The organism is Streptomyces sp. NPDC058864 (assembly GCF_042742985.1).
Lineage (GTDB): Bacteria > Actinomycetota > Actinomycetes > Streptomycetales > Streptomycetaceae > Actinacidiphila.
The window spans coordinates 58,238-81,344 of the sequence record NZ_JBHYMQ010000033.1 but is presented as its reverse complement, the minus strand read 5'-3'; the positions used below and the strand labels follow the sequence as shown (position 1 = coordinate 81,344).

22 protein-coding genes and 1 pseudogene are annotated in these 23,107 nt (G+C 71.1%); 12 read left to right on the top strand and 11 right to left on the bottom strand.

From position 1 onward, the window contains the following. Window positions 1-124: 124 nt before the first annotated feature. Both ACFW3D_RS24215 and ACFW3D_RS24210 read right to left on the bottom strand, forming a co-directional pair. The gene (locus ACFW3D_RS24215; RefSeq protein WP_500506941.1) at window positions 125-1,270 is read right to left on the bottom strand and encodes an alpha/beta hydrolase; all 1,146 of its coding nucleotides are present in this window, start codon (window positions 1,268-1,270) and stop codon (window positions 125-127) included. Window positions 1,271-1,409: 139 nt separating this feature from the next. Beyond that, the gene (locus ACFW3D_RS24210; protein ID WP_500506939.1) at window positions 1,410-1,742 is read right to left on the bottom strand and encodes a tetratricopeptide repeat protein; all 333 of its coding nucleotides are present in this window, start codon (window positions 1,740-1,742) and stop codon (window positions 1,410-1,412) included. A 427-nt stretch (window positions 1,743-2,169) separates the two neighbouring features. Here ACFW3D_RS24210 and ACFW3D_RS24205 point away from each other — a divergent pair, with 427 nt between their 5' ends. Beyond that, on the top strand, window positions 2,170-2,637 hold the full coding sequence (locus tag ACFW3D_RS24205) for a hypothetical protein (RefSeq protein ID WP_500506937.1): 468 nt from the start codon (window positions 2,170-2,172) through the stop codon (window positions 2,635-2,637). A gap of 99 nt (window positions 2,638-2,736) precedes the next feature. Continuing rightward, entirely contained in the window at window positions 2,737-3,564 is an 828-nt protein-coding gene (locus ACFW3D_RS24200) for a ferritin-like domain-containing protein (protein ID WP_500506935.1), read from the top strand. Between the two features lie 132 nt (window positions 3,565-3,696). On the opposite strand, the gene ACFW3D_RS24195 is transcribed toward ACFW3D_RS24200, so the two are convergent. Next, window positions 3,697-4,008, bottom strand: coding sequence for a hypothetical protein (locus ACFW3D_RS24195; RefSeq protein WP_500506933.1), 312 nt, complete (start codon window positions 4,006-4,008; stop codon window positions 3,697-3,699). Window positions 4,009-4,723: 715 nt separating this feature from the next. Here ACFW3D_RS24195 and ACFW3D_RS24190 point away from each other — a divergent pair. The 5 genes from ACFW3D_RS24190 to ACFW3D_RS24170 all read left to right on the top strand — a co-directional run bounded on the left by ACFW3D_RS24190 (window position 4,724) and on the right by ACFW3D_RS24170 (window position 11,241). Next, window positions 4,724-6,019, top strand: a complete 1,296-nt coding sequence (locus ACFW3D_RS24190; RefSeq protein WP_500506931.1) for an ABC transporter substrate-binding protein — start codon at window positions 4,724-4,726, stop codon at window positions 6,017-6,019. Beyond that, on the top strand, window positions 6,016-6,918 hold the full coding sequence (locus ACFW3D_RS24185) for a carbohydrate ABC transporter permease (protein WP_500506929.1): 903 nt from the start codon (window positions 6,016-6,018) through the stop codon (window positions 6,916-6,918). The genes ACFW3D_RS24190 and ACFW3D_RS24185 overlap by 4 nt, the downstream gene beginning before the upstream one ends. 32 nt (window positions 6,919-6,950) lie before the next feature. Then, entirely contained in the window at window positions 6,951-7,736 is a 786-nt protein-coding gene (locus tag ACFW3D_RS24180; protein WP_500506949.1) for a carbohydrate ABC transporter permease, read from the top strand. Between the two features lie 173 nt (window positions 7,737-7,909). Continuing rightward, on the top strand, window positions 7,910-10,186 hold the full coding sequence (yicI, locus tag ACFW3D_RS24175) for an alpha-xylosidase (RefSeq protein WP_500506927.1): 2,277 nt from the start codon (window positions 7,910-7,912) through the stop codon (window positions 10,184-10,186). 41 nt (window positions 10,187-10,227) lie between these two features. Beyond that, a complete protein-coding gene (locus ACFW3D_RS24170) occupies window positions 10,228-11,241 on the top strand; it encodes a LacI family DNA-binding transcriptional regulator (protein ID WP_500506925.1) in 1,014 nt (337 codons plus the stop codon). A gap of 34 nt (window positions 11,242-11,275) precedes the next feature. On the opposite strand, the gene ACFW3D_RS24165 is transcribed toward ACFW3D_RS24170, so the two are convergent. The 3 genes from ACFW3D_RS24165 to ACFW3D_RS24155 all read right to left on the bottom strand — a co-directional run bounded on the left by ACFW3D_RS24165 (window position 11,276) and on the right by ACFW3D_RS24155 (window position 13,993). Then, window positions 11,276-12,262: a hypothetical protein gene (locus tag ACFW3D_RS24165; protein WP_500506923.1), complete on the bottom strand. Its 987-nt coding sequence runs from the start codon at window positions 12,260-12,262 to the stop codon at window positions 11,276-11,278. An 18-nt stretch (window positions 12,263-12,280) separates the two neighbouring features. Next, on the bottom strand, window positions 12,281-13,033 hold the full coding sequence (locus ACFW3D_RS24160) for a serine hydrolase (RefSeq protein ID WP_500506921.1): 753 nt from the start codon (window positions 13,031-13,033) through the stop codon (window positions 12,281-12,283). A gap of 435 nt (window positions 13,034-13,468) precedes the next feature. Continuing rightward, entirely contained in the window at window positions 13,469-13,993 is a 525-nt protein-coding gene (locus tag ACFW3D_RS24155) for a PadR family transcriptional regulator (RefSeq protein ID WP_500506919.1), read from the bottom strand. 144 nt (window positions 13,994-14,137) lie between these two features. Here ACFW3D_RS24155 and ACFW3D_RS24150 point away from each other — a divergent pair, with 144 nt between their 5' ends. Together ACFW3D_RS24150 and ACFW3D_RS24145 are read left to right on the top strand one after the other, a co-directional pair. Beyond that, window positions 14,138-14,947, top strand: coding sequence for a polysaccharide deacetylase family protein (locus tag ACFW3D_RS24150; protein WP_500506917.1), 810 nt, complete (start codon window positions 14,138-14,140; stop codon window positions 14,945-14,947). Window positions 14,948-15,048: 101 nt separating this feature from the next. After that, window positions 15,049-15,399: a hypothetical protein gene (locus tag ACFW3D_RS24145; RefSeq protein WP_500506915.1), complete on the top strand. Its 351-nt coding sequence runs from the start codon at window positions 15,049-15,051 to the stop codon at window positions 15,397-15,399. Window positions 15,400-15,421: 22 nt separating this feature from the next. Here ACFW3D_RS24145 and ACFW3D_RS24140 read toward each other — a convergent pair whose 3' ends face one another. Then, window positions 15,422-17,548 carry a SpoIIE family protein phosphatase gene (locus ACFW3D_RS24140; protein WP_500506913.1) on the bottom strand — a complete coding sequence of 709 codons (2,127 nt, stop codon included), beginning with the start codon at window positions 17,546-17,548 and terminating at the stop codon, window positions 15,422-15,424. A 202-nt stretch (window positions 17,549-17,750) separates the two neighbouring features. Here ACFW3D_RS24140 and ACFW3D_RS24135 point away from each other — a divergent pair, with 202 nt between their 5' ends. Further along, window positions 17,751-18,833 carry a TDT family transporter gene (locus ACFW3D_RS24135; protein WP_500506911.1) on the top strand — a complete coding sequence of 361 codons (1,083 nt, stop codon included), beginning with the start codon at window positions 17,751-17,753 and terminating at the stop codon, window positions 18,831-18,833. Window positions 18,834-18,865: 32 nt separating this feature from the next. Here ACFW3D_RS24135 and ACFW3D_RS24130 read toward each other — a convergent pair whose 3' ends face one another. The 3 genes and pseudogenes from ACFW3D_RS24130 to ACFW3D_RS24120 form a co-directional block, all read right to left on the bottom strand. Continuing rightward, entirely contained in the window at window positions 18,866-19,120 is a 255-nt protein-coding gene (locus ACFW3D_RS24130) for an alpha/beta fold hydrolase (RefSeq protein WP_500506909.1), read from the bottom strand. A gap of 271 nt (window positions 19,121-19,391) precedes the next feature. Continuing rightward, a pseudogene (locus ACFW3D_RS24125) lies at window positions 19,392-19,592 on the bottom strand (alpha/beta fold hydrolase); the annotation flags it as partial. A 251-nt stretch (window positions 19,593-19,843) separates the two neighbouring features. Beyond that, on the bottom strand, window positions 19,844-21,217 hold the full coding sequence (locus ACFW3D_RS24120; protein WP_500506907.1) for an FAD-dependent oxidoreductase: 1,374 nt from the start codon (window positions 21,215-21,217) through the stop codon (window positions 19,844-19,846). A gap of 71 nt (window positions 21,218-21,288) precedes the next feature. On the opposite strand from ACFW3D_RS24120, the gene ACFW3D_RS24115 reads away from it, so the two are divergent. Next, entirely contained in the window at window positions 21,289-22,266 is a 978-nt protein-coding gene (locus tag ACFW3D_RS24115; protein ID WP_500506906.1) for an AraC family transcriptional regulator, read from the top strand. 4 nt (window positions 22,267-22,270) lie between these two features. On the opposite strand, the gene ACFW3D_RS24110 is transcribed toward ACFW3D_RS24115, so the two are convergent. Continuing rightward, window positions 22,271-22,594, bottom strand: a complete 324-nt coding sequence (locus tag ACFW3D_RS24110; RefSeq protein ID WP_500506905.1) for a hypothetical protein — start codon at window positions 22,592-22,594, stop codon at window positions 22,271-22,273. Window positions 22,595-22,732: 138 nt separating this feature from the next. Between ACFW3D_RS24110 and ACFW3D_RS24105 the strand changes: the two genes are divergently transcribed. After that, window positions 22,733-23,089, top strand: coding sequence for a hypothetical protein (locus ACFW3D_RS24105; RefSeq protein ID WP_500506904.1), 357 nt, complete (start codon window positions 22,733-22,735; stop codon window positions 23,087-23,089). Window positions 23,090-23,107 lie beyond the last annotated feature (18 nt).

Here is a 23,107-nt window from a genome sequence, read left to right as displayed (position 1 = left end):
TTAATTTTTTTACCTTGTCAAACGGGTTGGGGGTCTTGGGGGGTGGTGGTGGCGCGGCGGGTCGCACCCGCCGCCCCTCCACGACCCGCCTGCAGGGCAGGATCGGGGCACACCCTGCCGGGGTTCACTTGGCGGGGCCGGACCCCGCCCCGTGCAGCGCCTCGCGGAGCGCCGAGGTGACCTCGGCCACCGCCTTCTTGTTGGACTCCGTGCCGCGGAGGGCGTTGAGCATCATGAAGTCGTGCGTGATCTCGGGGTAGTGCGTCAGCTGGACGGGCACACCCGCCTCCCGCAGCTTCTCCGCGTACGCGGTGCCCTCGTCGTGGAGCACGTCGGAGTCGGTGACCATCAGCGCCGGCGGGAGGCCGCGCAGCTGGTCGACCGTGGCGCGCAGCGGGGCGGCCAGGGGGTTCTGCCGGTCCTTGAGACGGGGGGCGTACGCGTCCCAGAACCACTTCATCGCGGGCTTGGTCAGCCAGCAGTTCTCCGCGAAACGGTTGTACGAGGCGGTGTCGAAGTTCGCGTCCGTGACCGGGTACAGCATCACCTGACGCCGGAAGTCGGGTCCGCCGCGCTGCTTGGCCATCATCGCCACGGCGGCCGTCATGTCGCCGCCCACCGAGTCGCCGGCGACGGCCAGACGCGAGGGGTCGACACCGATCTGGCCGCCGTTGCCGGCGACCCACTTGGCCACCGCGTACGCCTGCTCGATCGGCACGGGGAACTGGGCCTCGGGTGAGGGGGTGTAGTCGACGAAGACCACCGCCGCCTGCGCGCCGTTGGCGAGCTCGCGCACCAGACGCTCGTGGGTCTTGAAGTTGCCCAGCACCCAGCCGCCGCCGTGGATGTAGACGATCCCGGGAAGGTCCCCCTTGGCGCCTTCGGGCCGTACGACGTGCACGGACACCGGGCCGGTGGGTCCACCGGGCACGGTGCGCTCGCTGATCTGCGCCGGGAGCATGTCCACCGGACCCGCCTGCAGCTTGTCGAGCACCTGCCGGGCGGCGGTGTAGGAGAGCGTGTACAGCGGCGGGCCGTCCGCTGCCGCCAGCTGGTCGAGGAAGTCCTGGTCCTGGGGGTCCAGCTGCACCGGCGGGTTGCCGCAGGGCACCTTCGGTGCGGGCGTGTCGGCGGGCACCGCGCGGTCGACGCGCAGGGCGTTCGTCGTCTTCTCACCGCAGGCGGTGAGGCTCGCGGCCGCCGCGAGGAGGACTGCGACGGCATAGCGTGCCTTGCGTCGCGTTATGGACCGGACGTGCGGACAGGTCATTGCGGTCTCCGAACCGTGGTCGGTCGTGGGCCCCCACGCCAGCAGCCTGCGGAGGCGGTACGGTCCGGACAACCGGGGATGGGCCGGGGGAGTGGCCCGCGGGCGCCGGGCGCCGCGCGGACTTCGAGGGCCCGGAGGGTCAGACGACGACGAGGTCCCAGGCCGTCATCGTGTCGGCGAGCCGCAGGTGGGGGGCCGCTTCGGCGAGCCGGCCCTGACGCTCGAGCGTGCGGCCGAGGAGGAGGTGGGCGTGCGCGTCCTGCGGTTCGGCACGCAATAGGTCCCGTAGCTCCGCCTCCGCCCGCGAGAGCTGCGCGGAGAAGTAGTACGACCTGGCCAGCAGCATGCGCACCGCCATGTTGCGGGGCGCCACGTCGACGATGGACGCGAGCGTCCGGGCCGCCGCGGCGTAGCGCTGCCGGTTGAAGAAGAGCACGGCGCGCTTGAACGTCTCCGCGGTCGGACTGCTCATGTCGGTGGCCACTGCTGCATCACCTCGGTGGAACGACGAACTCGTTGTCAGGGGCGTCAACCGGGACAAGTGTCGGATTTGTTCCATGTCGCCCCCTTCATCTGGTTGCTTCTTTCCGTACCCGGCTGATCACCGAGCGTGCCGATCGGGCCTGAGCGTGGCCCGGCCGGGTTGCGTGCCTCACCCTCCTGGGGGAACGTGACTTCGAGGCCGCACCGCCGCGCCACCCCGGGGCCACCTGTCGCCCCCGGCCGCTCCGCTTCCGCTTCCGCTTCTGCTTCCGTTCCCGCTCTCCGCCGCACCGCGGCCCTGTCGTGACGCCGGCCATCGAGCCTCCGGGTCCCCACGACGTCGCAGCGGCACTCCGGACCGCACCTTCGTCCACGACCGCCACCATCCCCGGCAGCGGCCAGGAAGGCAGACCGAGATGCCACTCCTCCGCACCCTCGCCCTGACCGCCACCTCCACCGCGCTCGCGACCGTGGTCGCCGCCGCACCCGCCTCGGCGGCCGCCGGTCTCCCTGCGGCCCACGCGGCCCCCCGCGCGGCCGCCCCGACCTACGCCACCGTCCTGGTCACCTGCTTCGGGCGGGGACTGGTCATGCCCCCCGACTTCCTGCTGGCCTGCGGCGACGGCAACGACCGGCTGGGCGGTCTGTACTGGTCGCACTGGGGCAGCGACTCGGCCGTGGGCACCGGTTACGAGGAGGCCAACGACTGCGATCCGTACTGCGCCGCGGGCCACTTCCACACCTTCCCGGTCAAGATCGAGCTCTCCGAGAGCAAGCCCTGGCCCAAGGACCCCCACCTGCGGCACTTCACCAAGCTCACGATCACCTACCCCGACAAGCAGCCGTCCTGGCCGCACGACCCGGTCCGCGAACTGTGGGACTGAGTGGCCGCGGGACCGTGTGACGGGAACGGCCCGCAGTCGTCCGTGCGTTCTCCCCAACCGGGGCACGACGGAACGTGCCCTACGGAGGCGGGGAGGGACATGACCGTGAGCGGATTCGCCCGGTGGACGGAGCGCTTCGAGGAGGAGCGGGACCGACGGCGTGTGACGGGGGATCCCGCGTGGGCGCGGGGAGCGGTGCTGCACGACGCGGTATGCGCGAGCGTGCAGCGCTTCCAGGCCGGGGAGGACGGCGACGGGGCGCACCTGATCGCCAAGGCGGACGCGGCGGGGGACCGCGACTACGCGCAAGCGGTGCGCCTGTTCGTCGCCGAGGAGCAGAACCACGCCCGGTTGCTCGGCCGGCTGCTGGCCGCGGCCGGCGCGTCCACCATCGACGGCCACTGGACGGACCGGGCCTTCGTCGCCCTGCGCCGCCTGCTGGGGCTGCGTCTGGAACTGCTGGTGCTGATGGTCGCCGAGGAGGTCGCGCTGCGCTATTACCGGGCCCTGAGGGAGGGTGCGGACGACCCGCTCACGCGTGAGGTCGCGGGCCGGATCCTCGCCGACGAGCAGCGGCACGTGCTCTTCCACTGCGAGCGCCTGCGGGCGTCGCTCGCGGTCCTGCCCGCGCCCGCGCGCCGTGCCGCGACGGCCGGATGGCGCGTGGCCGTGGCGGGAGCGGCGCTCCTGGTGGCGGTGGACCACGGCCGGGCGCTGCGCGTGCTGGGCGTGGGGCGCGCGCGGTTCGTCGCCGACGCGGTGGCGTCGTCGGGAGCCGCCGCCTCCGCGATGCTGCGCGAGCCCGCCGCCACGCCGGCCCCCGGGGCGGGCGAGGGCACGCCGACGGCCCCCGCATCACGGGGGCCGCTGGTGGTTCCGAGGGCTTCGCGGTGGTCCTCGCCGGGTCGGGCCGGCAGGAGGGCCTGACGGCCCTGGTCGGCCCCGCCCGCATCGACCTCCCACACCGTGGGCCGCCACCGTCCTGGCCGGGAGGCCGGACGGCGACGGTCGCGGTGGGGACGTCACCGGGCGGGCCGGCAGAGCACCGGCCGTCCGGCCTCAGCGGTAGAAGCCTCCGTAGAAGCCGGAACCGTAGAAGCCGGGGTAGAAGCCGTAGCCGCCATAGCCCCCGTAGCCGCCCCAGCCGTAGCCGCCGTAGCCCCCGTAGCCGCCCCAGCCGTAGCCGTTCCCCCAGCCCCAGCCGCCGTGTCCGTGTCCGCCACCCCAGCCGCCGCCGTGGTCGACGACGGACTGCGCAGTGGTGGGTGCTGTCTGTGGCGTGGCCGCGCTGGCCGCGGTGGCTCCGGCGAAGGCGAGCAGGGGCGCCACCACAGCGGCGGCGGCGATCCTGCGGAAGGTAAGCGTTCGCATGACTCCCCCTTCGGGGATCTGGACTTCGGGTCGCGTCCGCGCGGAGCCGACCGCCGTCGCGCGGGAACGTGCGTGATCCCGGCGGATGGGGTGCGGACGCCTGGGCGCGGACGCACCTCACGGACGTGGAACGCCGGAACAGATGTCTGTAGTTGAAGACGTCCCTATATGCACGGTAGGCGCGTTTTGTGTCGCCCGTCAAAGGGATCCGGCAAAAAGTGCATATTGGTCTCTTTTGCTCTACTGTGACGCCCTTTCAACCGTGCGTGCCGCAAAGGTTCCGTTGCGTCAGCGGCGGCCCAACCGCCGCTCGGTGCGCGCGGGTTGAGGGCTCGGCGAGAGTCCCGTCGGGCCGGATTTCCCGTGGCCGCAGAGGCTTGTGCGGCAAAAGGGGCGGAAGTTGCAAATGAGGTCAGCGCGACCCAAGGGGAAATCCCGCCGGAATTCGGAAGCGGAAAATCCGCTTCGCCGTCAAGCGCTTGCGTCCCGCGGTGGACACCGCTGCGTCCGCACGTCGTCACTCCGGGCATCCGTCGCACGTCACGTGGCTGTCGGTCGGCGGTCACGCTTCAAAAATCGCTGGTCGGCAATTTGTTAACACCATTGACATATCCGCGCCTGCTGCATACGGTCCTGCGTCGAAGCGCTTCGACGCGTCGCATCGAAACCATTCGATGGACGCCTCATTCGTTCGGCCCAGGTGGAGGTCACTTCAATGTTGAAGGTGCGCAGACCGCTGGCTCTCGCAGCAGCTGCCCTTGCGGGTGCCATGCTCATCACTTCGTGCGGAAGCTCGGACGGCGGTGCGGAGGGCGACGGCAAGACGCTGAAGCTCTGGCACTACGAAGCTCCGAACAGTGCCATGGGCATCGCCTGGAACCAGGCGATAGAGGAGTTCAAGAAGTCCCACCCGGGCGTCAAGGTCGAGTTCGAGGCCAAGGGCTTCGAGCAGATCCAGAAGACCGCCTCGATGGTGCTCAACTCCAGCAACGCCCCTGACCTCATGGAGTACAACAAGGGCAACGCCACGGCCGGCCTGCTGGCCAAGCAGGGCCTGCTCACCGACCTCACCCCGCAGGTCACCAAGTACGGCTGGGACAAGCTGCTCAGCCCGAGCGTCACCACCACCAGCCGCTACGACGCCAAGGGCGTCATGGGCTCCGGCAACTGGTACGGCGTCCCGAACTTCGGCGAGTACACGATGGTGTACTACAACAAGGACCTCTTCGCGAAGAACGGCGTGAAGGTCCCGGCCACGTTCAACGAGTTCGAGCAGGCCCTCGCCGCCTTCAAGGCCAAGGGCATCACCCCGCTCGCCAACGGCGGCGCCGAGTACCCGGCCCACCAGTACCTGTACCAGCTCGCCCTGACCAAGGCCGACCGCAGCTGGGTCGACTCCTTCGAGCTCTACAAGGGCAAGGCGGACTTCCACGACGCCGCCTGGACGTACGCCGCCAACACCCTGTCGGACTGGGTGAAGAAGGGCTACATCGCCAAGACGTCCAGCGGCGCCAAGGCCGAGGACGCCGGTGTCTCCTTCATCAGCGGCAAGTCCCCGATCTTCTTCTCGGGCAGCTGGTGGTACGGCCGCTTCCGCGACGAGAACAAGTTCCAGTGGGGCTCGTTCCTCTTCCCGGACTCCAAGATGACCCTCGGCTCCGGCGGCAACCTCTGGGTCGTCCCGAAGAACGCCAAGAACAAGCAGCTGGCCTACGACTTCATCGACATCACGATGAAGAAGGGGATCCAGAACACCCTCGGCAACAACGGCGGCGTGCCCGTCGCGGCCGAGCCCTCGGCGATCACCGACCCCAGCTCCAAGGAGCTGATCGAGAACTTCAACAAGGTCTCGTCCCAGGACGGTCTCGCCTTCTACCCGGACTGGCCGGTCCCCGGCTTCTACGACGTGCTGGTCTCGGCCACCCAGAAGCTGATCACCGGCAGCGCGAGCCCCGACGCGGTCCTCGACGAGCTGCAGAAGGCCTATGACGCGGGTGCGCCTACGTCATGAGTGCCCGACCCCTCCGGCTGCGCAATCCCTACGCGCTGTACTTGATCCCGGGTGTCATCGCCTTCCTGGCCGTCGTGATCGTGCCGTTCGCGATGAACATCTACTTCAGCTTCACGCACTGGCAGGGCGTCGGCTCGCCCACCTGGGCGGGGCTGGAGAACTACCGGGAGCTGATGAAGGACTCGCGGTTCTGGGAGTCCTTCCGGCACAGCGTCGCCATGGTCCTGGCGATGGCGGTGATCCCCACCGCCGTCGGCCTGGTGGTGGCCGCGGCGCTGTTCGACTTCATCGGCAAGCACTTCGGTTCGAAGCTGGCCAGTGTGCTGCGTGCCTGCTTCTACCTGCCCCAGGTCCTGCCCATCACCGTTGCGGGCATCGTCTGGAGCTGGATCCTGGCCCCCGAGAACGGTTCGCTCAACGAGCTGCTGAAGGCGGTCGGCCTGGGTTCGCTCCAGCAGGACTGGCTGGGTGACCCGAAGTTCGCGCTCTACAGCGTGATGGCCGTCATGGTCTGGGTGCAGCTGGGGTTCCCCGTCGTGATCTTCATGGCGGGACTCCAGCGGGTCGATCCCTCGCTCTACGAGGCGGCCGAGCTGGACGGGACGAACTGGTGGCAGCGTTTCTGGCACGTGACGCTGCCCCAGATCCGCCCCGAGATCTACGTGGTGATGCTGTGGTGCACCATCGCGGCCCTGAAGGTCTTCGGCGCGGTGTACGTCCTCACCAAGGGCGGGCCCGCCGACGCGACCATCGTGCCGTCCTACTTCTCCTTCTCGACCTTCTTCGAGAAGACGGACGTCGGCTACGGCTCCGCGATCGCGACGGTCCTCACCCTGATCATCCTCGCGCTGACCACGGTCGGCCTCCGCTTCCAGACCCGATCGGAGGACGCACAGTGAACGCGCTCAAGCGCTACCCCGTGCTGGTGGCGATGATCCTCGGCGCGATCTTCATGGTGCTGCCGCTCCTGATCGTGCTCATCAACGCGCTGAAGTCGCCCGCCGACTACTCCGCGCACGGCCCGTTGTCCCTGCCCCACGGCATCCACCTGGACGGCCTGACGGACTTCTGGACCCGGGTCAACTTCGGCCACACACTGCTGAACTCGGTTGTGATCTCGGGTTCGGTCGCGGTGTTCGGCGTGATCCTCTCGGTGCTCAACGCCTATGCGATCGGCATCGGCAAGATCAAGGGCAAGGCGTACTTCCTCGCCTTCTTCGTGCTGGCCAACGTGCTGCCGCAGGAGGCCCTGGTCTACCCGCTGTACTACCTGTCCAAGCAGGTGGGGCTGTACGACACCAGGCTGAGCCTGATCATCGTCTTCAGCGTCGTGCAGGCGGCCTTCGGCACCTACCTCCTCTCCTCCGTGCTCGGGGCCTTCCCGAAGGAGATCATCGAGGCGGCCAGGATCGACGGCGCCAACAGCTGGCAGATCCTGTGGCGGATGGTGGTCCCGGTCAGCCGGCCCACCCTGGGCGTCCTGCTGGTGTTCTTCTTCATCTGGACCTGGAACGAGTTCCTGCTGCCGCTGGTCATGCTGCCGTCGAACGACAACCAGACGGTCTCGGTGGCGCTCGGCGTGCTCCAGGGCCAGCGACTGATGGACGCGACGATGACCAACGCGGCCGGGCTCCTCGGCGCGCTGCCCGCCATCGTCTTCTTCCTCCTCTTCCAGCGGACCCTGACCCGAGGCATCGCCGTCGGCGCAGTGAAGTGATCCGCACCCGGACCACCGTGTCCGCGGCCCTTCCCACGGGCGGGTGACCTGCCCCCCGTCCGCCCGCGGCTCTGCCTCCGCCCCTTCCTCCCGGGGCAGGAGGCAGAGCCACCCCTTCTGCTCCCACACGCACCGAGAACGCCGGTGGCAGCCCACCGGGAAAGGCATCGACCATGAAGTTCACCAACGGGTACTGGCTGCTGCGCGAAGGCGTCACGGCGGCGTATCCGGCCGAGGTCCTCGATGCCGTCCCGGGCCCCGGAACGCTGCGGGTCCACGCACCCACCCAGCACATCCGGCACCGCGGCGACCTGCTCAAGGGCCCGCTCGTCACCGTCGACTGCACCGCGCCGATGCCCGGTGTCATCGGTGTGCGCATCACCCACTTCGAGGGCGACGTCGAGACCGGGCCGCAGTTCGAGCTGCACCACGAGCCGCACGAGCCCGTCGTGACCGTGGACGAGGAGCAGGCCGTCCTCACCTCCGGCGACCTCAGCGTCCGCTTCCGCCTCGACGGCGAGTGGCGGATGGAGTTCCAGGCCGACGGGCGCACCCTGACCAGCAGCGACGTCAAGGCCATGGCGTTCATGGAGACCGCCGAGGGCGAGCACCACGTCCGCGAGCAGCTCCGGCTGGCCGTCGGCACCTCCGTCTACGGGCTCGGCGAGCGCTTCGGCCCGCTCGTCAAGAACGGCCAGACCGTCGACATCTGGAACGCCGACGGCGGTACGAGCAGCGAGCAGTCCTACAAGAACATCCCGTTCTACCTGACGGACGCGGGTTACGGCGTCTTCGTCGACGACCCCGGCAAGGTCTCCTTCGAGGTCGCGTCCGAGCAGGTCTCGCGCGTCCAGTTCAGCGCCGAGCGCCAGCAGTTGCAGTACTACGTCATCCACGGCCCCACGCCGAAGGAGATCCTGCGCAAGTACACCGCGCTCACCGGCCGGCCCGCGCTCCCGCCCGCCTGGTCCTTCGGGCTGTGGCTGACCACCTCCTTCACCACCTCCTACGACGAGCAGACCGTCACCGGATTCGTCGAGGGCATGGCCGAGCGCGACCTGCCGCTGTCGGCGTTCCACTTCGACTGCTTCTGGATGCGCGAGTTCAACTGGTGCGACTTCGAGTGGGACCCGCGCGTCTTCCCCGATCCCGAGGGGATGCTGCGCCGGCTCAAGGAGCGTGACCTGCACATCTGCGTGTGGATCAACCCCTACATCGCCCAGCGCTCCCCGCTGTTCGCCGAGGGCAAGGCCGCCGGCTACCTCCTCAAGCGCCCCGACGGCGGCGTCTGGCAGTGGGACCTGTGGCAGCCCGGCATGGCCCTGGTCGACTTCACCAACCCCGACGCCTGCGCCTGGTACGCGTCCAAGCTCGAGGCCCTCCTGGAGATGGGCGTCGACTGCTTCAAGACCGACTTCGGCGAGCGCGTCCCCACCGACGTCGCGTACTTCGACGGCTCCGACCCGGAGCGGATGCACAACTACTACACGCAGCTGTACAACAAGACCGTCTTCGACGTGCTGCGCAAGCACCGCGGCGAGGGCGAGGCGGTGCTCTTCGCCCGCTCCGCCACGGCCGGCGGCCAGCAGTTCCCCGTGCACTGGGGCGGCGACTGCGAGTCCACGTACGAGTCGATGGCCGAGTCGCTGCGCGGCGGCCTTTCCCTCGGCCTGTCCGGCTTCGGCTACTGGAGCCACGACATCGGCGGCTTCGAGGGTCTGCCCGACGCCGGCCTGTTCAAGCGCTGGACCGCCTTCGGCATGCTCTGCTCGCACAGCCGTCTGCACGGCTCCTCCTCCTACCGCGTGCCGTGGCTGTTCGACGAGGAGGCGGTGGACGTCCTCCGCCACTTCACCAAGCTCAAGCTCAGCCTCATGCCCTACCTCTACGGTGCCGCGCACCAGGCGCACACCGAGGGCGTCCCGATGATGCGCGCCATGGTGCTGGAGTTCCCGGACGACCCGGGCTGCGCCTCTCTCGAGCGCCAGTACATGCTCGGCGGGGACCTGCTCGTCGCGCCGGTGTTCTCCGAGGACGGCGAGGTCTCCTACTACGTGCCCGAGGGCACCTGGACGCACTTCACGACCGGCGAGAAGGTCACCGGCCCGCGCTGGGTGCGCGAGACCCACGACTACCTCAGCGTCCCGCTGCTGGCCCGGCCCGGTTCCGCGATCCCGGTCGGATCGGTCGACGACCGCCCCGACTACGTGTGGGCGGACGACGTGACCGTCCGGGTCTTCGAGCCGGCCGAGGGCTCCCGCACCACCGTGCGGATCCCCCGCGAGGACGGCTCGGCCGCGGCCGAGATCACCGTCGTGCGCGAGGGCTCCACGCTGCGGGCCGAGACCTCCGACGCGTCCCTGCCGTGGGGCGTCGAGGTCGCGGGCGGCCCCTCCGCGCGTGCCGCGGCCGGTACCGCCGTTCTCACCCTGGAGCTCTCCGGCTCCTGAGGACGGCCCGGCACAGCACGCACGTAGGGGAAGGGAGTTGCATGGTCAAGATCACTGACGTCGCGCGGCACGCCAACGTGTCGCCGAGCACCGTCAGCTACGCCCTCAGCGGCAAGCGGCCGATCTCCCCGGAGACCCGGCGGCGCATCGAGGACAGCATCCGTGAACTGGGCTACCGGCCGCACGCCGGAGCCCGGTCCCTGGCCAGCAGCAGGTCACGGGTGATCGGGCTCGTGCTGCCCCTCCGGAAGGGCATCCACGTGCCCGTGGTCATGCAATTCGCCACCTCCGTGCTGACCGCCGCCCGGGAGCACGACCACGATGTCCTCCTCCTCACGCAGAACGAGGGGGAGGAGGGCATCAACCGGGTCGCCCAGAGCGCGATGGCGGACGCCTTCATCATCATGGACGTCGAGATGGACGACCGGCGGCTGCCGCTGCTGCGCGCCCTGGACCGGCCGTCCGTGCTGATCGGTTTCCCCTCCGACCCGGCCGGACTGACCTGCGTCGACCTGGACTTCGCGGGTGCCGGCGAGGCGTGCGTCGAGCACCTCGCCTCGCTCGGCCACCGCACCGTGGCCCTCGTCGGCTCACCGCCGGAGGTCTACGTCCGCGGCACCGGCTTCGCCCGCCGGGTCGCCGCGGGGTTCACGGCGGCCGCCGACCGCCTCGGCCTGCGCTCGTCCGTCCACCCCTGCCCGGAGACCCCGGCGGCAGCGCGGGCCATGGCCGAGCAACTGCTGCGCGAGCAGCCGGGGCTGTCCGGGGTCGTCGTCCACAACGAGCCGATCACCCAGCCCCTCATCTCCGCCTTCCAGGCCATGGGCCTGCGCGTCCCGGAGGACCTGTCGGTGGCGGCGATCTGCCCCGACGAGACCGCCGAGCAGGCGCCCGTGCCGATCACGTCGGTCTCGATCCCCTCCGCCGAGATCGGCACCCGTGCGGTGGAGCTCCTGATGGCCAAGCTCACCGACCGCGACGACGTCCCGGAGACCACCGTGCTCTCCGCGCTCCTGACCCGCCGGGCCACCACCGCACCACCGGCGGGGTACTGACGGACCGGTGCGAGAGCGGGTTCCGAAGGCTCGCTCAGGGCGTCCCGGACGGGGGGACGGCATGGCGGGGATTCCCCCGGTCGATCGTGAACACCACGCTGCTCCCGGTCTGCAGCGGCGTGGTGAAGATGGCGTGGGCGGCGACCTGGCCGAAGGTGTCGGGGTAGGTACGGCCGTGCTGCGTCAGACCGCCGGTGCCGAGCCGGGTCAGCCCTGACACCTGGGTGTTGAGGATCTGCGCGCCGATGTCCCGTCCCACGGTCAGCCGGTACTCAGCGTCCAGCACCGGTCTGAAGGTGTACGCCTGCACCCGTATCTCGCGGTCCGTCCCCAGGTACTTGCGTGTGACGACGTTGAACTCCACCGAACGGAAGCCGTGGTGGCGCCGGGGTTCCGGCAGCGCGAAGCGGTATTCGACCGCGGGAGAGCCCCGCAGTTCGGTCCGGCGCGGGGAGGCCTGCGGCAACTGCTGCCCGTCGACGCGGACATGATCGACGCGGAAGCAGTTTCCGTCGGTCAGCGCCAGTCCCTCGTCGACCTGCCAGCGGAAGACGTATCGGTTGTCGCTGGCGAGGATGCCGAAGTGCTCGTCACTGAGCGAGGAGACGCAGATGAAGCGCAGTTCCCTGGGCAGTTCAGGCACTTGGTAGGAGATCCGCATCGCCTGGGCCGCGTATCCGTCGGGTTCGAGCCGGTCCAGGTGGCAGTCCCACCGGTAGCGGGCCAGTGCCCCGGCGAAGAGGTTCTCGCGAATGGGCTCGAGGATCTCCCGGAGGGCGTGGTCGATCGCCTGGTCGACCTGGAGTGTCGTGTCACGGATGGTGATCTGCCCGAAGATGAAACTCACCATGGCCGCGGAGACGAGAGTGGTGCCCACTATCTCCGAGGTCTTGGCGAGGACGTCCTCGTGGGCACGGTTCACGGACACGATCAGAGCCACCGCGCCGACGACCAGGACGAGGAGGTTGTAGATGCGGACCGTCCGCCGCACTTCCGAGATCACGCTGCGCTGATCGGCCATTGCCCGTCACCGGCCCGGTCAGAGGGTCTCGTCGGCGAGGCGCCAGACGTCGGCGATGCAGTCGCCGATCTGGATGTTCACCAGCGCCGTGTCCTCCTGGCAGTCCGTGAGGAACACCGCGATCAGGTCGACGTGGCGTCCGTACAGGATGCCCGCGTCATGCGCGAGGCCGCGAAGGCTTCCGGTCTTGTGGGCGACCGGCAGATGATCGGGAAGCCGAAGCGGGAGGCGGAAGTTCCTCATGCTGTTGCGAAGGGCTCTGACCAGGGGGCGCAGCCGCGGCTCCGTGGCCACGTACCGGAGCACGCGTGCCGTGTCATCCGCCGTCGTGACGCTGTCCCTTGCGGTCGCGTCCAGTTCGCGGTCGGTGAAGCCCACCCGCATGAACGTCTGCCGGGCGCCCGCCCGGGCGGCCGTCGCGGTCACGGCCTCCATGCCGACGAGGTCGGTGAGGAACGCTCCGACGGGGTTGTCGCTCGTGGCGAGCATGAGGCCGCACAATTCCGCGAGGGTGAACCGGTGCCGCGGCTCGAAGACCTCCAGGAGGGACGGATAGTCCGTGCGACCGAGATCCGATCGGGTCACGACACGGCGCTGGTCCGCCTGCTCCATCACGGTGACCGCCAGGGCGAGCTTCATCAGGCTGGCCGCGGGGAACACCCGGTCGGCATTCCGTCCGACACTGATGTCGGTGCCGCGGAGGGACTGCAGCACGACGGCTCTGGAGTCGTCGTCGCCTACGAAAGCATTGACGCGGCCGACGATGTCCATGTGGAACCCCCCGCCCCCGAGCGTGCGCGAAGGCCCCCGTCGCGCACGACCCGTTCAGGTTAGGTGCGGGGTTTGCCGGTGTCCACCGTGCTTCTGCCGAATTGCCGGGTCTGCACCTGGCGTGACCCGGACGTGTCCGGGGCCGTGCTCCGGCTGCCCGGCCCCGCCGCGCGTCACTGGGAGCGCAGGCCGTCCTGACGCATCATGCGGCAGCGGCGCGCGGTGGCCCTCCTGGTCGCGGCAGGCGGTGTCCACCCTGGCGATCGGCATGGTGTCCTCGGCCCGGTCCTGACAGCTCGCCACCGCGGTAGGTGATGGTGCCGGCGTCGGGGACGACGATTCCGACCAGGCAGTGCCACGGGGCGGACTTGCCGGCCGGGGTCGAGCCGTAGCACCTGTGCAGGCCGGCGGGGGTGAGCAGGGGCTCGCCAGCCGTCATGGGCTCATCTCCTGGGCGAGCCTGTCCAGGCGCGCCGCGGTCAGCTCCAGCCAGCGCAGGTCGGCCTCGAGGTGGAAGAGGGCGTGGTCGCAGATCAGCTGGTCGGCCAGGTCCCCGGTGCGCTTGCGTTCGGTCAGCTCGCGCATCAGCCGAAGGTGTTCGGCTCGCTGCACGTCCAGGATGTCGGCGGCGTCGCGCCGGGTGAGCAGCGCGAGGACGACCTTGGTGTAGAGCGTCGACTGCAGGTACGGCTCGGGCTTCTCCGGGGTCGCGAGCCACCGCGCGACATCGGTGACGCCCGCCTCCGTGATCGCGTACCGCTTGCGCTCGGGCCCCTCGCCGGGCTCTATGGCCTCGACCTCGACCAGCCCGTGCTTCAGCAGCCGTGACATCGTCGAGTACACCTGCCCGTAGTGCAGCGGGCGGTCGTGGCCGAATCGCTCGTCGAAGGCGCGCTTGAGGTCGTAGCCGTGGCGCGGTCCGGATTCGAGGAGGCCGAGGAGGGTGTGACCGATGGACATGCGCGTCAATATACACATGAGGTATACACGTCATTTAGAGGCGAGTCGCGATCAGGTGGATCGGGGAACGCACGCCGATATGAACAGCATGTATATCCCATGTGTATAGTCGCGGTCATGCGATTTATCCGGACCCGACACCCCTTGCCCGACCGACGCGATGCCGCCCCCGCCCGGACCGCCCGCAGATGGGCGGTGCTCCCCGTGGCCGCGCTGGCGATCGCGCTCGCCCTCACCGGGTGCACCCGCGTGGAGACCACCTCCCCCGGCACCGTGCGGCAGGAGGCCGGTAAGACCGGAACGGGTGCCTTCGGCAGCGTCGACTGCCGCCAGGCCAAGTGCATCGCGCTCACCTTCGACGCGGGACCGAGCAAGCAGACCGCGCAGCTGCTCGACGTCCTCAAGGACAAGAAGGTGCCCGCGACCTTCTTCCTCCTCGGAAAGAAGCACATCGAGCGCTATCCGGACATGGTCAAGCGCATGGCGGCCGAGGGTCACGAGGTGGCGAGTCACACCTGGTCGCACAAGATCCTCACGGACAGCGACCCCAAGACGATACGCGAGGAGCTGAGCCGCCCCGACGACGCGATCGAGCGGATCACGGGCCGCCGGCCCACCCTCGTCCGCCCGCCGCAGGGACGCACCAACGACACCGTCCAGGGGATCGCCCGTGAGATGGGCCTCTCCGAGGTGCTGTGGAGCGTGACCGCCAAGGACTACGAGACCAACGACCCCGACCTGATCACCAAGCGCGTCCTGGACCAGGCTGACCGTGACGGCATCATCCTGCTCCACGACGTCGTCCCCGGCCCGGACGCCAAGGGCTACCGGGGCACCCTGCCGGCCGTGCCCGGGATCATCGACGCGCTCAAGAAGCGGGGTTTCACCTTCGTGACCGTTCCGCAGTTGCTCGCGCCCGGCACCCCGCAGCCAGGGGCGGTCTACCGCCCCTGACCGGATCCGAGGGGGATGCGGCGGGATGTCCGTGGCCCGGAGACCGTCGTCGGCGCGACCGTGGAATGGCCCGAGCAGTGAGCGCGTGGCGGGAGCGAGAGATGACGAACACCCACCCTTCCGGTACCGCCGACCCGCCGGAGGACGCCGTGGGGGCCGCCGGACGGGACGCTCGCCCGGAAGGGGCACCGCACCACCGCGGGGACGCCGCGACGGTCTGGCTGGTCGGGCTGCGCCATCGCGGCGGTTCGGGGGCGCTGGTCCACCACTACTACGTGGTGGCCGGGACCGCCGCCGGCGTCGACGCCCTCCGCCGTGCCCGCTGGTACGCCGCCCAGCCAGCGGAGCGTCTGCTGCGCGGCGACGCGGCGGTCGACCGCACGTGGGCCGAGGTGCGCCGGCTGATACGGGACACCCTCGGCCGGTTCCGCCTCACGGCGCGTACGGGCTGAGCGCGCGTGGCGCTCCCGTCCCTCACTCCGCCGGACCCGGGCCCACCAGCAGCAGGGCGATGTCGTCCCGGCCCCCGGAGGTCCGCTGCGCCTCCCCGAGGAGTTCGTCGGCCAGGTCGTCCAGCGACCGGACGGGTGCCGCGGCGAGCCGTCCGGCGAGTTCCCGCAGTGCCGTCTCCAGATCGGTGCCGGGACGTTCGATCAGGCCGTCGGTGAACAGGGCGAGCACGCTGCCCGGCGGCATCGGCACCGCCGCGGCCCGGTAGTCCGCGGCGACGTCCACCCCGAGCAGGAGCCCGGGCGGCACGTCGAGGATCTCCGTCCGGCCCGACTGGTGGCGCAGCAGCGCGGGCAGGTGGCCGGCGCTCGCCAGCAGCGCACGGTGGCCGGGCACGTCGAGCTGGGCGTACAGGCAGCTGGTGAACAGGTCAGTGTCGAAGTCGCTGAACAGGCGGTTGATCCGGGTGAGCACGTCGTCCGGTGCCAAGCCGGTGCTCGCGTGGGTGTGCACCGCCGTGCGGATCTGGCCCATCAGCGCCGCCGCGTTGACGCTGTGCCCCTGGACGTCGCCGATGACCGCGGCCGCCGCCCCGGTGCCGTCCAGGCGGATCAGGTCGTAGAAGTCGCCGCCGATGTCCATGCCGCTGGCGGCCGGGAGGTAGCGCGCGGCGACGCGCAGGCCGGGTACCCGTGGCAGGGAGTGCGGCAGCAGGGCGGTCTGGAGGGTGCGCGCGACCTGGCTCTTGGTGTCGAAGAGCCGAGCGCGTTCCAGTGCCTGGGCGATCATGCCGGCCAGCGAGGTCAGGGCGGCGCGCTCGTCGGGCGGGAAGGCGCGCGGGAGGGCGAAGGCCAGGACGAGGCAGCCGATCGTGCGGCCCGAGGCGTTGAGCGGGAGGAACGCCCAGGCGCCCATCCGCGTGTAGGGGGTGACGAGCGGGAAGGCCTGCCGTATCGCGTCGACGTCGCTGAAGAACATCGGCGCCCCCGTGGCGACGGTGCGCGAGCCCGCCGTGTCGACGGTCAGGGACAGGCCCCGGAAGAAGTCCTTGTGGGCCCGCGGGAAGCCGCGGGAGGCGACGTCCTGGAACCGCCCCTCGTCAGTGGTCAGCAACGACAGGCCGTCGGCCCCGAGGACGGGCATGATCTGCTCGATGACGGACGCCGCCACGTCCTGTACGCCGACCGCCTCGGTGAGGGACGAGGCGATGTACAGCAGGTGGTACAGCGCGCCGGCGCGGGTCGGCGCGGTCCCCGAGGGAGTGGTGGGCGGAAGGCGGTTGCCGGCCGGGGCCGGGGCGGTTCGCAGCCGGATGCTGATCCCGGTGGTGTCGGGGTAGAGCCGGAAGGACAGCCAGTCGTCCGGGGGGCGCAGCGCGGTGAAGTCCGTGGGGAGCCGGCTGAACAGTGCGGCCAGGTAGGGGTCTTCGTAGGCCGGGTCGATCAGCCAGGGCAGGCATTCCCAGAGGCGGCTGTGCATCAGCTGCCGCTTGTCGCGGCCGAGCAGTTCGGCGGCCCTGCTGTTGAGGAAGGTCACCCGCCCCTCCAGGTCCAGCGCGAGCACCCCCTCGTCCAGGCGCTCCGTCAGCTCCGCCGCGGCCTGGGCCTCGGCGGGCGGCAGGGGCGGCGGAGGGTCCGGCGCGAGCACCCGGGGCGCGGTACCCGGCCGCAACGGCCGTCCCCGGGCGGCGGCCTGCGTCAGCAGCGCGCTCATCCGGTCGGCGGCGCGGGTGACGGCGGCCCGTTCGTCGGGGGCGAGCCGGTCGGGACGGGTGTCGGGCCACAGCAGTTGCAGGACGCCCGACACCGTGCTTCCGGTGTGCAGCGGCACCACGTACATCGCCACCCGGTAGGGCAGCGCGAAGGCCGTGCGCGGGAACCGGCGGGCCAGTTCGTCGTGGCCGTGCACCCAGACCGGATGCCCCTCACGTGCCACGGTGGAGACGGGCGCCGGGGTCGCGAGCGCCAGCCGGGACCACGGCCGCACCACACCGGCGGACAGGCCCGTCACCACCGCCAGCCGCAACGCCTGCGGCACCAGCAGGAAGACACCGGCGGCGTGGGACCCGGTGGTTCTCGCCACTTCCGCCAGAGCCCGGTCGAGTGCGGCCTCCTCTTGCGGCGCGGCGCCCGGCGCTGAGCCCCCGCCCATCACCCACCGGCCCCGCGCGGCGCCCAGCCGGCCGTTCGCCGCCGGGGAACGCCGTTTCGGCCCGGCCGGGGCGCTCCCATATGTGGACGATAGTCCCCGCCGACAGGTGCGGGCATCTCGGCCGGGCCCGGATCCGGGCCGCTGCCGGCGGAAGGCGCCTGGTTTAAAGTTGAAACCACCCTAACCCGAGGAGATCCCCCGCATGCAGTCGGCCGCACTGGACGTACCCGTGATCGTCGCGCCTCCGGGGACGCCCCCGGAGGCGTCCCCGAAGACGCCCCCGGACACGTCGTCGCGCCCCGCGCACGCCGCCGGCGGGAACGACGGGGGCGCCCGGCGGGCGACGCGCATCGGGCTGATGTCGGTGTCCCTCGGTACCGCGGGCCTCGGCGGGCTCTGGCAGTCGGCGGCCGCCACGGTGGCCGCGCCCATCGGGGTCAGCGACGTCCTGTTCGTGGTCAGCGGCCTGGTGTGGGTGGTGCTGCTGGCGCAGTACCTGCGGCACGGCGGAACGCGCTGGCGCAACGTCCTGGACGACCTCCACCACCCCGGTCAGGGCTTCGCCCTCGCGTACGTCCCGATCATCGGCATGCTGGCCACCGGCCACTTCGCGCGCTTCGGCGTCGACGGCGCCCGCTGGTCCTACGCGCTCTTCGCGCTCGCCTCGGCCGTCATCGCCGCCCGGCTGCTCGCCCACTGGGTGACCGGCGGCCTCGGCGCCGCCCCGCTCCACCCCGGTTACCTGCTGCCCGTGGTCTCCGGGCCCTTCATCGCCAGCACCACCGGCTCCGCGGTCCGGCTCCCGGACGCGGCCGCGGCGGCCTTCGCGGTCGGCGTCCTGTACTGGCTCGCCTTCGGCACCGTCGTCCTCGGCCGCCTCGTCGCGGACGGCCTGCCCGGTCCCGCCCGTCCCACGCTGACCGTCCTCACGATCCCGCCGGCCGTGGGCGGCCTCGCCTGGACCTCCGCGCACGGCGGACGGGTCGACGCCGTGGGGTACGGCTTCGCGGGGCTGGTGCTCTTCACCGTCCTGATCGTCCTGTTCCTCGTGCCGCACGTCCGCCAGGACGGGTTCCACCTCGGACACTGGGTCTTCTCCTTCCCCGCGGCGGCCACCGGCAACTTCCTCGTCCGCTGGCTGCACGGCGCCGCCGTCCCGGGCGGGAAGGGCCTCACCTGGCTGGTGGTCGCGCTGGTCAGCGGGGCGTTCCTCGTCCTCTGTGCGGCCACCGTCCGGTACGCAGTCCGCGCCGCCGGCCGGCACCGGGCGGTCGCGGAGGCGTAGCCACGGCCGGCGGGGCCGGGTGTGCCGGAAGGTCAGGTGAAAGGCGCCTCGCTGTCCAGGAAGCGGGCGACGTGGGCGCAGAACAGCCGGGGGTACTGGAAGAGCGCGCCGTGGCCCGAGTCCGGGTAGACGACGAGCTGCGCGTGCGGGATGTGCTGCGCGAGGATCCACGAGTTGACGGTCGGGACCATGATGTCGTTCCTGCCGTTCACGACGAGCGTGGGCTGGGTGATGCGCCGCAGCTCCGTGAACCGCTCGCCGCGCGGGGTGTTCCAGTCGGCCCGCACCGCCTGCTGCGCCCGGACGCTGTCCGGCCCACTCCGCGTCGGCGTCCACGGTCCGTTCGTGACGGCGCGCCCAGAACTCCCGGCCGGCCCGACGGCTGCCGGGGGAGTCCTCGAAGAAGAGGAACAGGTAGTCCTCCTCGGTCAGGACCTCGTGGGCGGCGACCTCCGCGACCCGTTCGCCGACGCCCGCCATCTCGCCCGCGCGCGGCTTCGTCCCGACCAGGACCAGGCGGCGCACCAGTTCGGGACGGGCCAGGACGAGCGCCTGGCTGACGTAGCCGCCCAGCGAGAAGCCCAGCAGGTCGACCTGGGGAACGCCGAGCGCCCGCAGGAAGGCCACGGCGTTCGCGGCGAGGCCCTCCGCCGATTCCGGCGTCCGGCCGCCGGAGTTCCCGACCCCCGCGTTGTCGAGGAGGATCACCGGCCGGTTCCCGGCGAGGCCGTCCGTGACGAGCGGATCCCAGTGGTCCATGCCCGCGCGGAAGTGCGGCAGCATCAGCAGGGGGTCCCGGTCTCCGCCCCGAAACGGCGGTGGGCGTACCGGTCCCCGTTCACCTCGACGTACCGGGTCGGTGCCGTGGTGTGCACGTACGAAGGCATGATGCCGTCCCGTGATCGGTGAGCCCCCGCTGCCGCCGGTATGGGTACCGCGTCCTGTGGACATTGTCCGGCAATGCGCGGTTCGCCTCAAAAGGCGCCGGCGGCGGCAGGGGCCCGCCCGGCTCACCGGACGGTGGCCAGCACCTCGTTGAAGGCCTCGGTGGAGCTCGGGTGCGTGTAGATGGCTTCGCGCAGCTCGGTCGCCGTGACCCCGTGGCGCATCGCCAGCGCGATCGTGTTGACCAGTTCCTGGGAGTCCACGCTGAACAGGGCCGCACCGAGCACCCGGTCGGTCTCCGTGTCCAGGACGAACTTCATCAGTCCCCGTGTCTCCCCGACGATCTTCGCCCGGGGCATCGAGGCGATCTCGCCGACCGCCTTCTCGGCGATCGCGACCGCGTACCCCTGCTCGCGCGCCTGCTGCTCCGTGAGCCCGACGCGGGACAGCGGGGGCGTCGTGAAGACGGTGTACGGCACGGCCTCGCGGTCGCGGGTCGTGCGCGTGCCGGTGCCGGTCAGCTGGTCGGCCACGATCCGGCTGTCGTCGAGCGAGATGTAGGTGAACTGGGGCCCGCCGTTGACGTCCCCGACGGCGAAGACGTTCGGCTGGCTGGTGCGCAGGTACTCGTCCACGGCGATGGCACCCGACTGCGTGGTCAGGATGCCGGCGTCCTCGAGGCCGAGGCCCGCCGTGGCGGGCCTGCGCCCGGTCGCGACGAGCACCGCCTCGGCGTCGACCGTGCGGTCCTGCCCGTCGACGCGGTAGTGCACGGTGGCGTGGTCCGCCGCGTCCGTGACGCGCGTGACCGTCGCTCCCGTGACGATGGTGACGTCCTCGTCGGCCAGGACGGCCGCCACCGCGTCCGCGACGTCCTCGTCCTCCCTCGGCAGCACCCGCGTCCCCGCCTCCAGGACGGTCACCTCGGTACCGAACGCCCGGTACATCCCGGCGAACTCCAGTCCCAGGTAGCCCGCGCCGAGGATCACCATGCGGGCGGGGCGCTGCGGATCGCGCACCAGGTCGGTGCTGGTCCTCGTGAACGCGCCGGCGCGCAGGCCCGGGACGTCGGGCACGACCGGCTCCGCGCCGGTGTTGACGACGACGGTGTCCGCGGTGACGAGCAGGCGGTCGGTGCCCGCGCTGACCTCCACCGTCTTCGGGTCGACGAACCGGGCGCGGCCGGTGACGACCGTGACGGAGTCGACCGTGTCGAGCATCTCGAAGTTCTTCGCGCGGAGCGCGTCCGTCAGCCGCGTCGTGCTGTGCACGGCGTCGCGGAACCCCGCCTCAGGCGGATCGTCCGGGCGGCGCTCGCCGGCCCGGTGGATCAGAGCCTTGGTCGGTACGCACCCCACGTTGATGCAGGTGCCGCCGTACATCGAGTCCGACTGCTCGACGATCGCGACGCGCCGGCCGAGACGGCCCATCCGCCCCGCCAGGGTCTTGCCGCCCTTGCCGAATCCGATCACGAGGAGATCGACATGCATGGTTTCCATGGCTCCTACCTTGCTGCCCCCGTGGCGAGATGCCAAGATCAGTGAGTGCCGATTTCTATCGAGAAAGTCTCATGGACACTCTGAGTCGTGTGGTCCACCTCGCCCGGTTGCGGGGCAGCGTCGACATCCGCTGCCTGATCGCCGGGAGCCACACCCTGGACAATCCCGCGGGCGGTACCGGCAGCTCGCCCTTCCATCTGCTGCTCGAAGGCGAATGCACCCTCGAACTGCCCGACCGGAGCATCGACCTGCGGGCGGGCGACATGGTGCTCCTCCCGCGCGGCACGGAGCACCGCGTCCACACGCACGGCCCGGGCCCGGCGACGTCGGTCGAACACCGGGACGTCGGTCCGTACGCCCTGGTGAGCGGGGCTGCGCCGGACGACGACGCGGTGCCCGTCGACCTCTTCTGCGGCCACTACACGTGGGAGCCGGGCGCGGGCCAGGTGCTCATGGGCATGCTGCCCGAGGTACTGCACGTCCCGCTCGGCGCCGGCGCGGGCAGCCCCCTCGCGCTGCTGAGCGCCTTCATGCGCGACGAGGCCCGCGCCGCCGGACCGGGCACGGAGGCCGTCCTCGACTCCCTCTGCGACGTCCTGCTGACGCTGGCCCTGCGCGGGGTGTCCGGTGTGAGCCGGGTGGCGTGGCTCGCCTCCACCCGCGGTGTCGTACGGACCGTCACCGACGCCGTGCTGCGCGACCCCGCCCACGACTGGGGCATCGAGAAGTTCGCCGCGCTCAACTCCATGTCGAGGGCGACCTTCATCCGGCACTTCGGCCGGGAGACCGGGATGAACGCCGGGGAGTTCCTCATGCGGCTGCGCATGCTGCTCGCCGCGGAACTGCTCGCGGAGACCGAGCGACCGGTCTCCGAGGTCGCCGCCGCCGTGGGCTACGCCTCCGAGTCCGCCTTCGGCCGTGCCTTCCGTCTCGCGGCGGGGGACACGCCCGCCCGGCTCCGCCGCGCGGCCCGTCAGGGCGTACCCGGCGAGGGCGCCTCCGTCCTGCGTCTGCGCGCCGCGAACGGCGGGGAGACGCCGGGACCGTGACCGCTCAGCGGCGGCGCCGCAGACGGCGGACCCATCTGCGCGGCCCCCGCGCGGAGCGAGCCGCCGGGCGGGCCGGGAGGGCCGTCCGGGCCGGGCGCCACGGATCGTCCGGTGACTCCAGGGGCAGCCTGCGTCCGGCCTGGGTGCGGATCTCCTGGTGCGCCTCGTAGGACGTGACGCGAAACGCCTCCTCGTAGGAGGCCAGGGCGGCGGCCACCGCGTGTCCGGCGACACCGCGGCGCCTGATCACCCGTGCCAGCCAGGCGAGCGCGCCCATGATCACGGCCAGTGCGCCCGCGAGGATCAGACAGCCCAGGAGGTCATCCACGGGGCACACCCTATGTCGGCCGTCCTCGCGGGCGCGTCGGTGTCAACGGTTCTCTTTATCGGCCGATAAAGTCCGTCGAAGCGGGCTTGGAACGGATCCGGGGCCGAGTCGAGCCACGGAGCAAGGAGCGGGCCGGGGATGCTGGCGGTGGACGTACGGCAGGCGCTGCGCGACGGGCGCACCGTCGAGGAGAGCGCGGCCCGGGCCTGGCGCTTCTCCTCCCGGACGGTCGCCCAGCACGGGGACTTCCTGCTGGCCTTCGTCGACGGCGGGGTCTGCGTGGGCGCGTTCGAGATCCACGGCAGCCGCACCGACGACCGCAGCGGCGGGAAGTACGTGTTCGACCTGGCACCCGCACGACGCTTCCGCTGGGCACTGGGCCGCAGGCTTCCGCTGCCACCCGGGCGCAACCCGGCCCGTATCCTCACGGGGCAGCACCTGCGCGAGTTCCTCGACGCGGAACCCCGCCGCGCCTCCGGAACCGGCCAGGACTGAAGCAGCGAAGGAGCCCAC

Excerpts from the sequence above, each read along its gene's own strand:
- ACFW3D_RS24165 (WP_500506923.1), bottom strand. The coding sequence starts at position 12,262 with ATGGCCGATCAGCGCAGCGTGATCTCGGAAGTGCGGCGGACGGTCCGC.
- ACFW3D_RS24140 (WP_500506913.1), bottom strand. The coding sequence starts at position 17,548 with ATGGGCGGGGGCTCAGCGCCGGGCGCCGCGCCGCAAGAGGAGGCCGCA.
- ACFW3D_RS24215 (WP_500506941.1), bottom strand. The coding sequence starts at position 1,270 with ATGACCTGTCCGCACGTCCGGTCCATAACGCGACGCAAGGCACGCTAT.
- ACFW3D_RS24190 (WP_500506931.1), top strand. The coding sequence starts at position 4,724 with ATGTTGAAGGTGCGCAGACCGCTGGCTCTCGCAGCAGCTGCCCTTGCG.
- ACFW3D_RS24170 (WP_500506925.1), top strand. The coding sequence starts at position 10,228 with ATGGTCAAGATCACTGACGTCGCGCGGCACGCCAACGTGTCGCCGAGC.
- ACFW3D_RS24210 (WP_500506939.1), bottom strand. The coding sequence starts at position 1,742 with ATGAGCAGTCCGACCGCGGAGACGTTCAAGCGCGCCGTGCTCTTCTTC.
- ACFW3D_RS24115 (WP_500506906.1), top strand. The coding sequence starts at position 21,289 with ATGGACACTCTGAGTCGTGTGGTCCACCTCGCCCGGTTGCGGGGCAGC.
- ACFW3D_RS24195 (WP_500506933.1), bottom strand. The coding sequence starts at position 4,008 with ATGCGAACGCTTACCTTCCGCAGGATCGCCGCCGCCGCTGTGGTGGCG.
- yicI (WP_500506927.1), top strand. The coding sequence starts at position 7,910 with ATGAAGTTCACCAACGGGTACTGGCTGCTGCGCGAAGGCGTCACGGCG.
- ACFW3D_RS24105 (WP_500506904.1), top strand. The coding sequence starts at position 22,733 with ATGCTGGCGGTGGACGTACGGCAGGCGCTGCGCGACGGGCGCACCGTC.
- ACFW3D_RS24155 (WP_500506919.1), bottom strand. The coding sequence starts at position 13,993 with ATGTCCATCGGTCACACCCTCCTCGGCCTCCTCGAATCCGGACCGCGC.
- ACFW3D_RS24180 (WP_500506949.1), top strand. The coding sequence starts at position 6,951 with ATGATCCTCGGCGCGATCTTCATGGTGCTGCCGCTCCTGATCGTGCTC.
- ACFW3D_RS24120 (WP_500506907.1), bottom strand. The coding sequence starts at position 21,217 with ATGGAAACCATGCATGTCGATCTCCTCGTGATCGGATTCGGCAAGGGC.
- ACFW3D_RS24135 (WP_500506911.1), top strand. The coding sequence starts at position 17,751 with ATGCAGTCGGCCGCACTGGACGTACCCGTGATCGTCGCGCCTCCGGGG.
- ACFW3D_RS24145 (WP_500506915.1), top strand. The coding sequence starts at position 15,049 with ATGACGAACACCCACCCTTCCGGTACCGCCGACCCGCCGGAGGACGCC.
- ACFW3D_RS24160 (WP_500506921.1), bottom strand. The coding sequence starts at position 13,033 with ATGGACATCGTCGGCCGCGTCAATGCTTTCGTAGGCGACGACGACTCC.
- ACFW3D_RS24185 (WP_500506929.1), top strand. The coding sequence starts at position 6,016 with ATGAGTGCCCGACCCCTCCGGCTGCGCAATCCCTACGCGCTGTACTTG.
- ACFW3D_RS24205 (WP_500506937.1), top strand. The coding sequence starts at position 2,170 with ATGCCACTCCTCCGCACCCTCGCCCTGACCGCCACCTCCACCGCGCTC.
- ACFW3D_RS24200 (WP_500506935.1), top strand. The coding sequence starts at position 2,737 with ATGACCGTGAGCGGATTCGCCCGGTGGACGGAGCGCTTCGAGGAGGAG.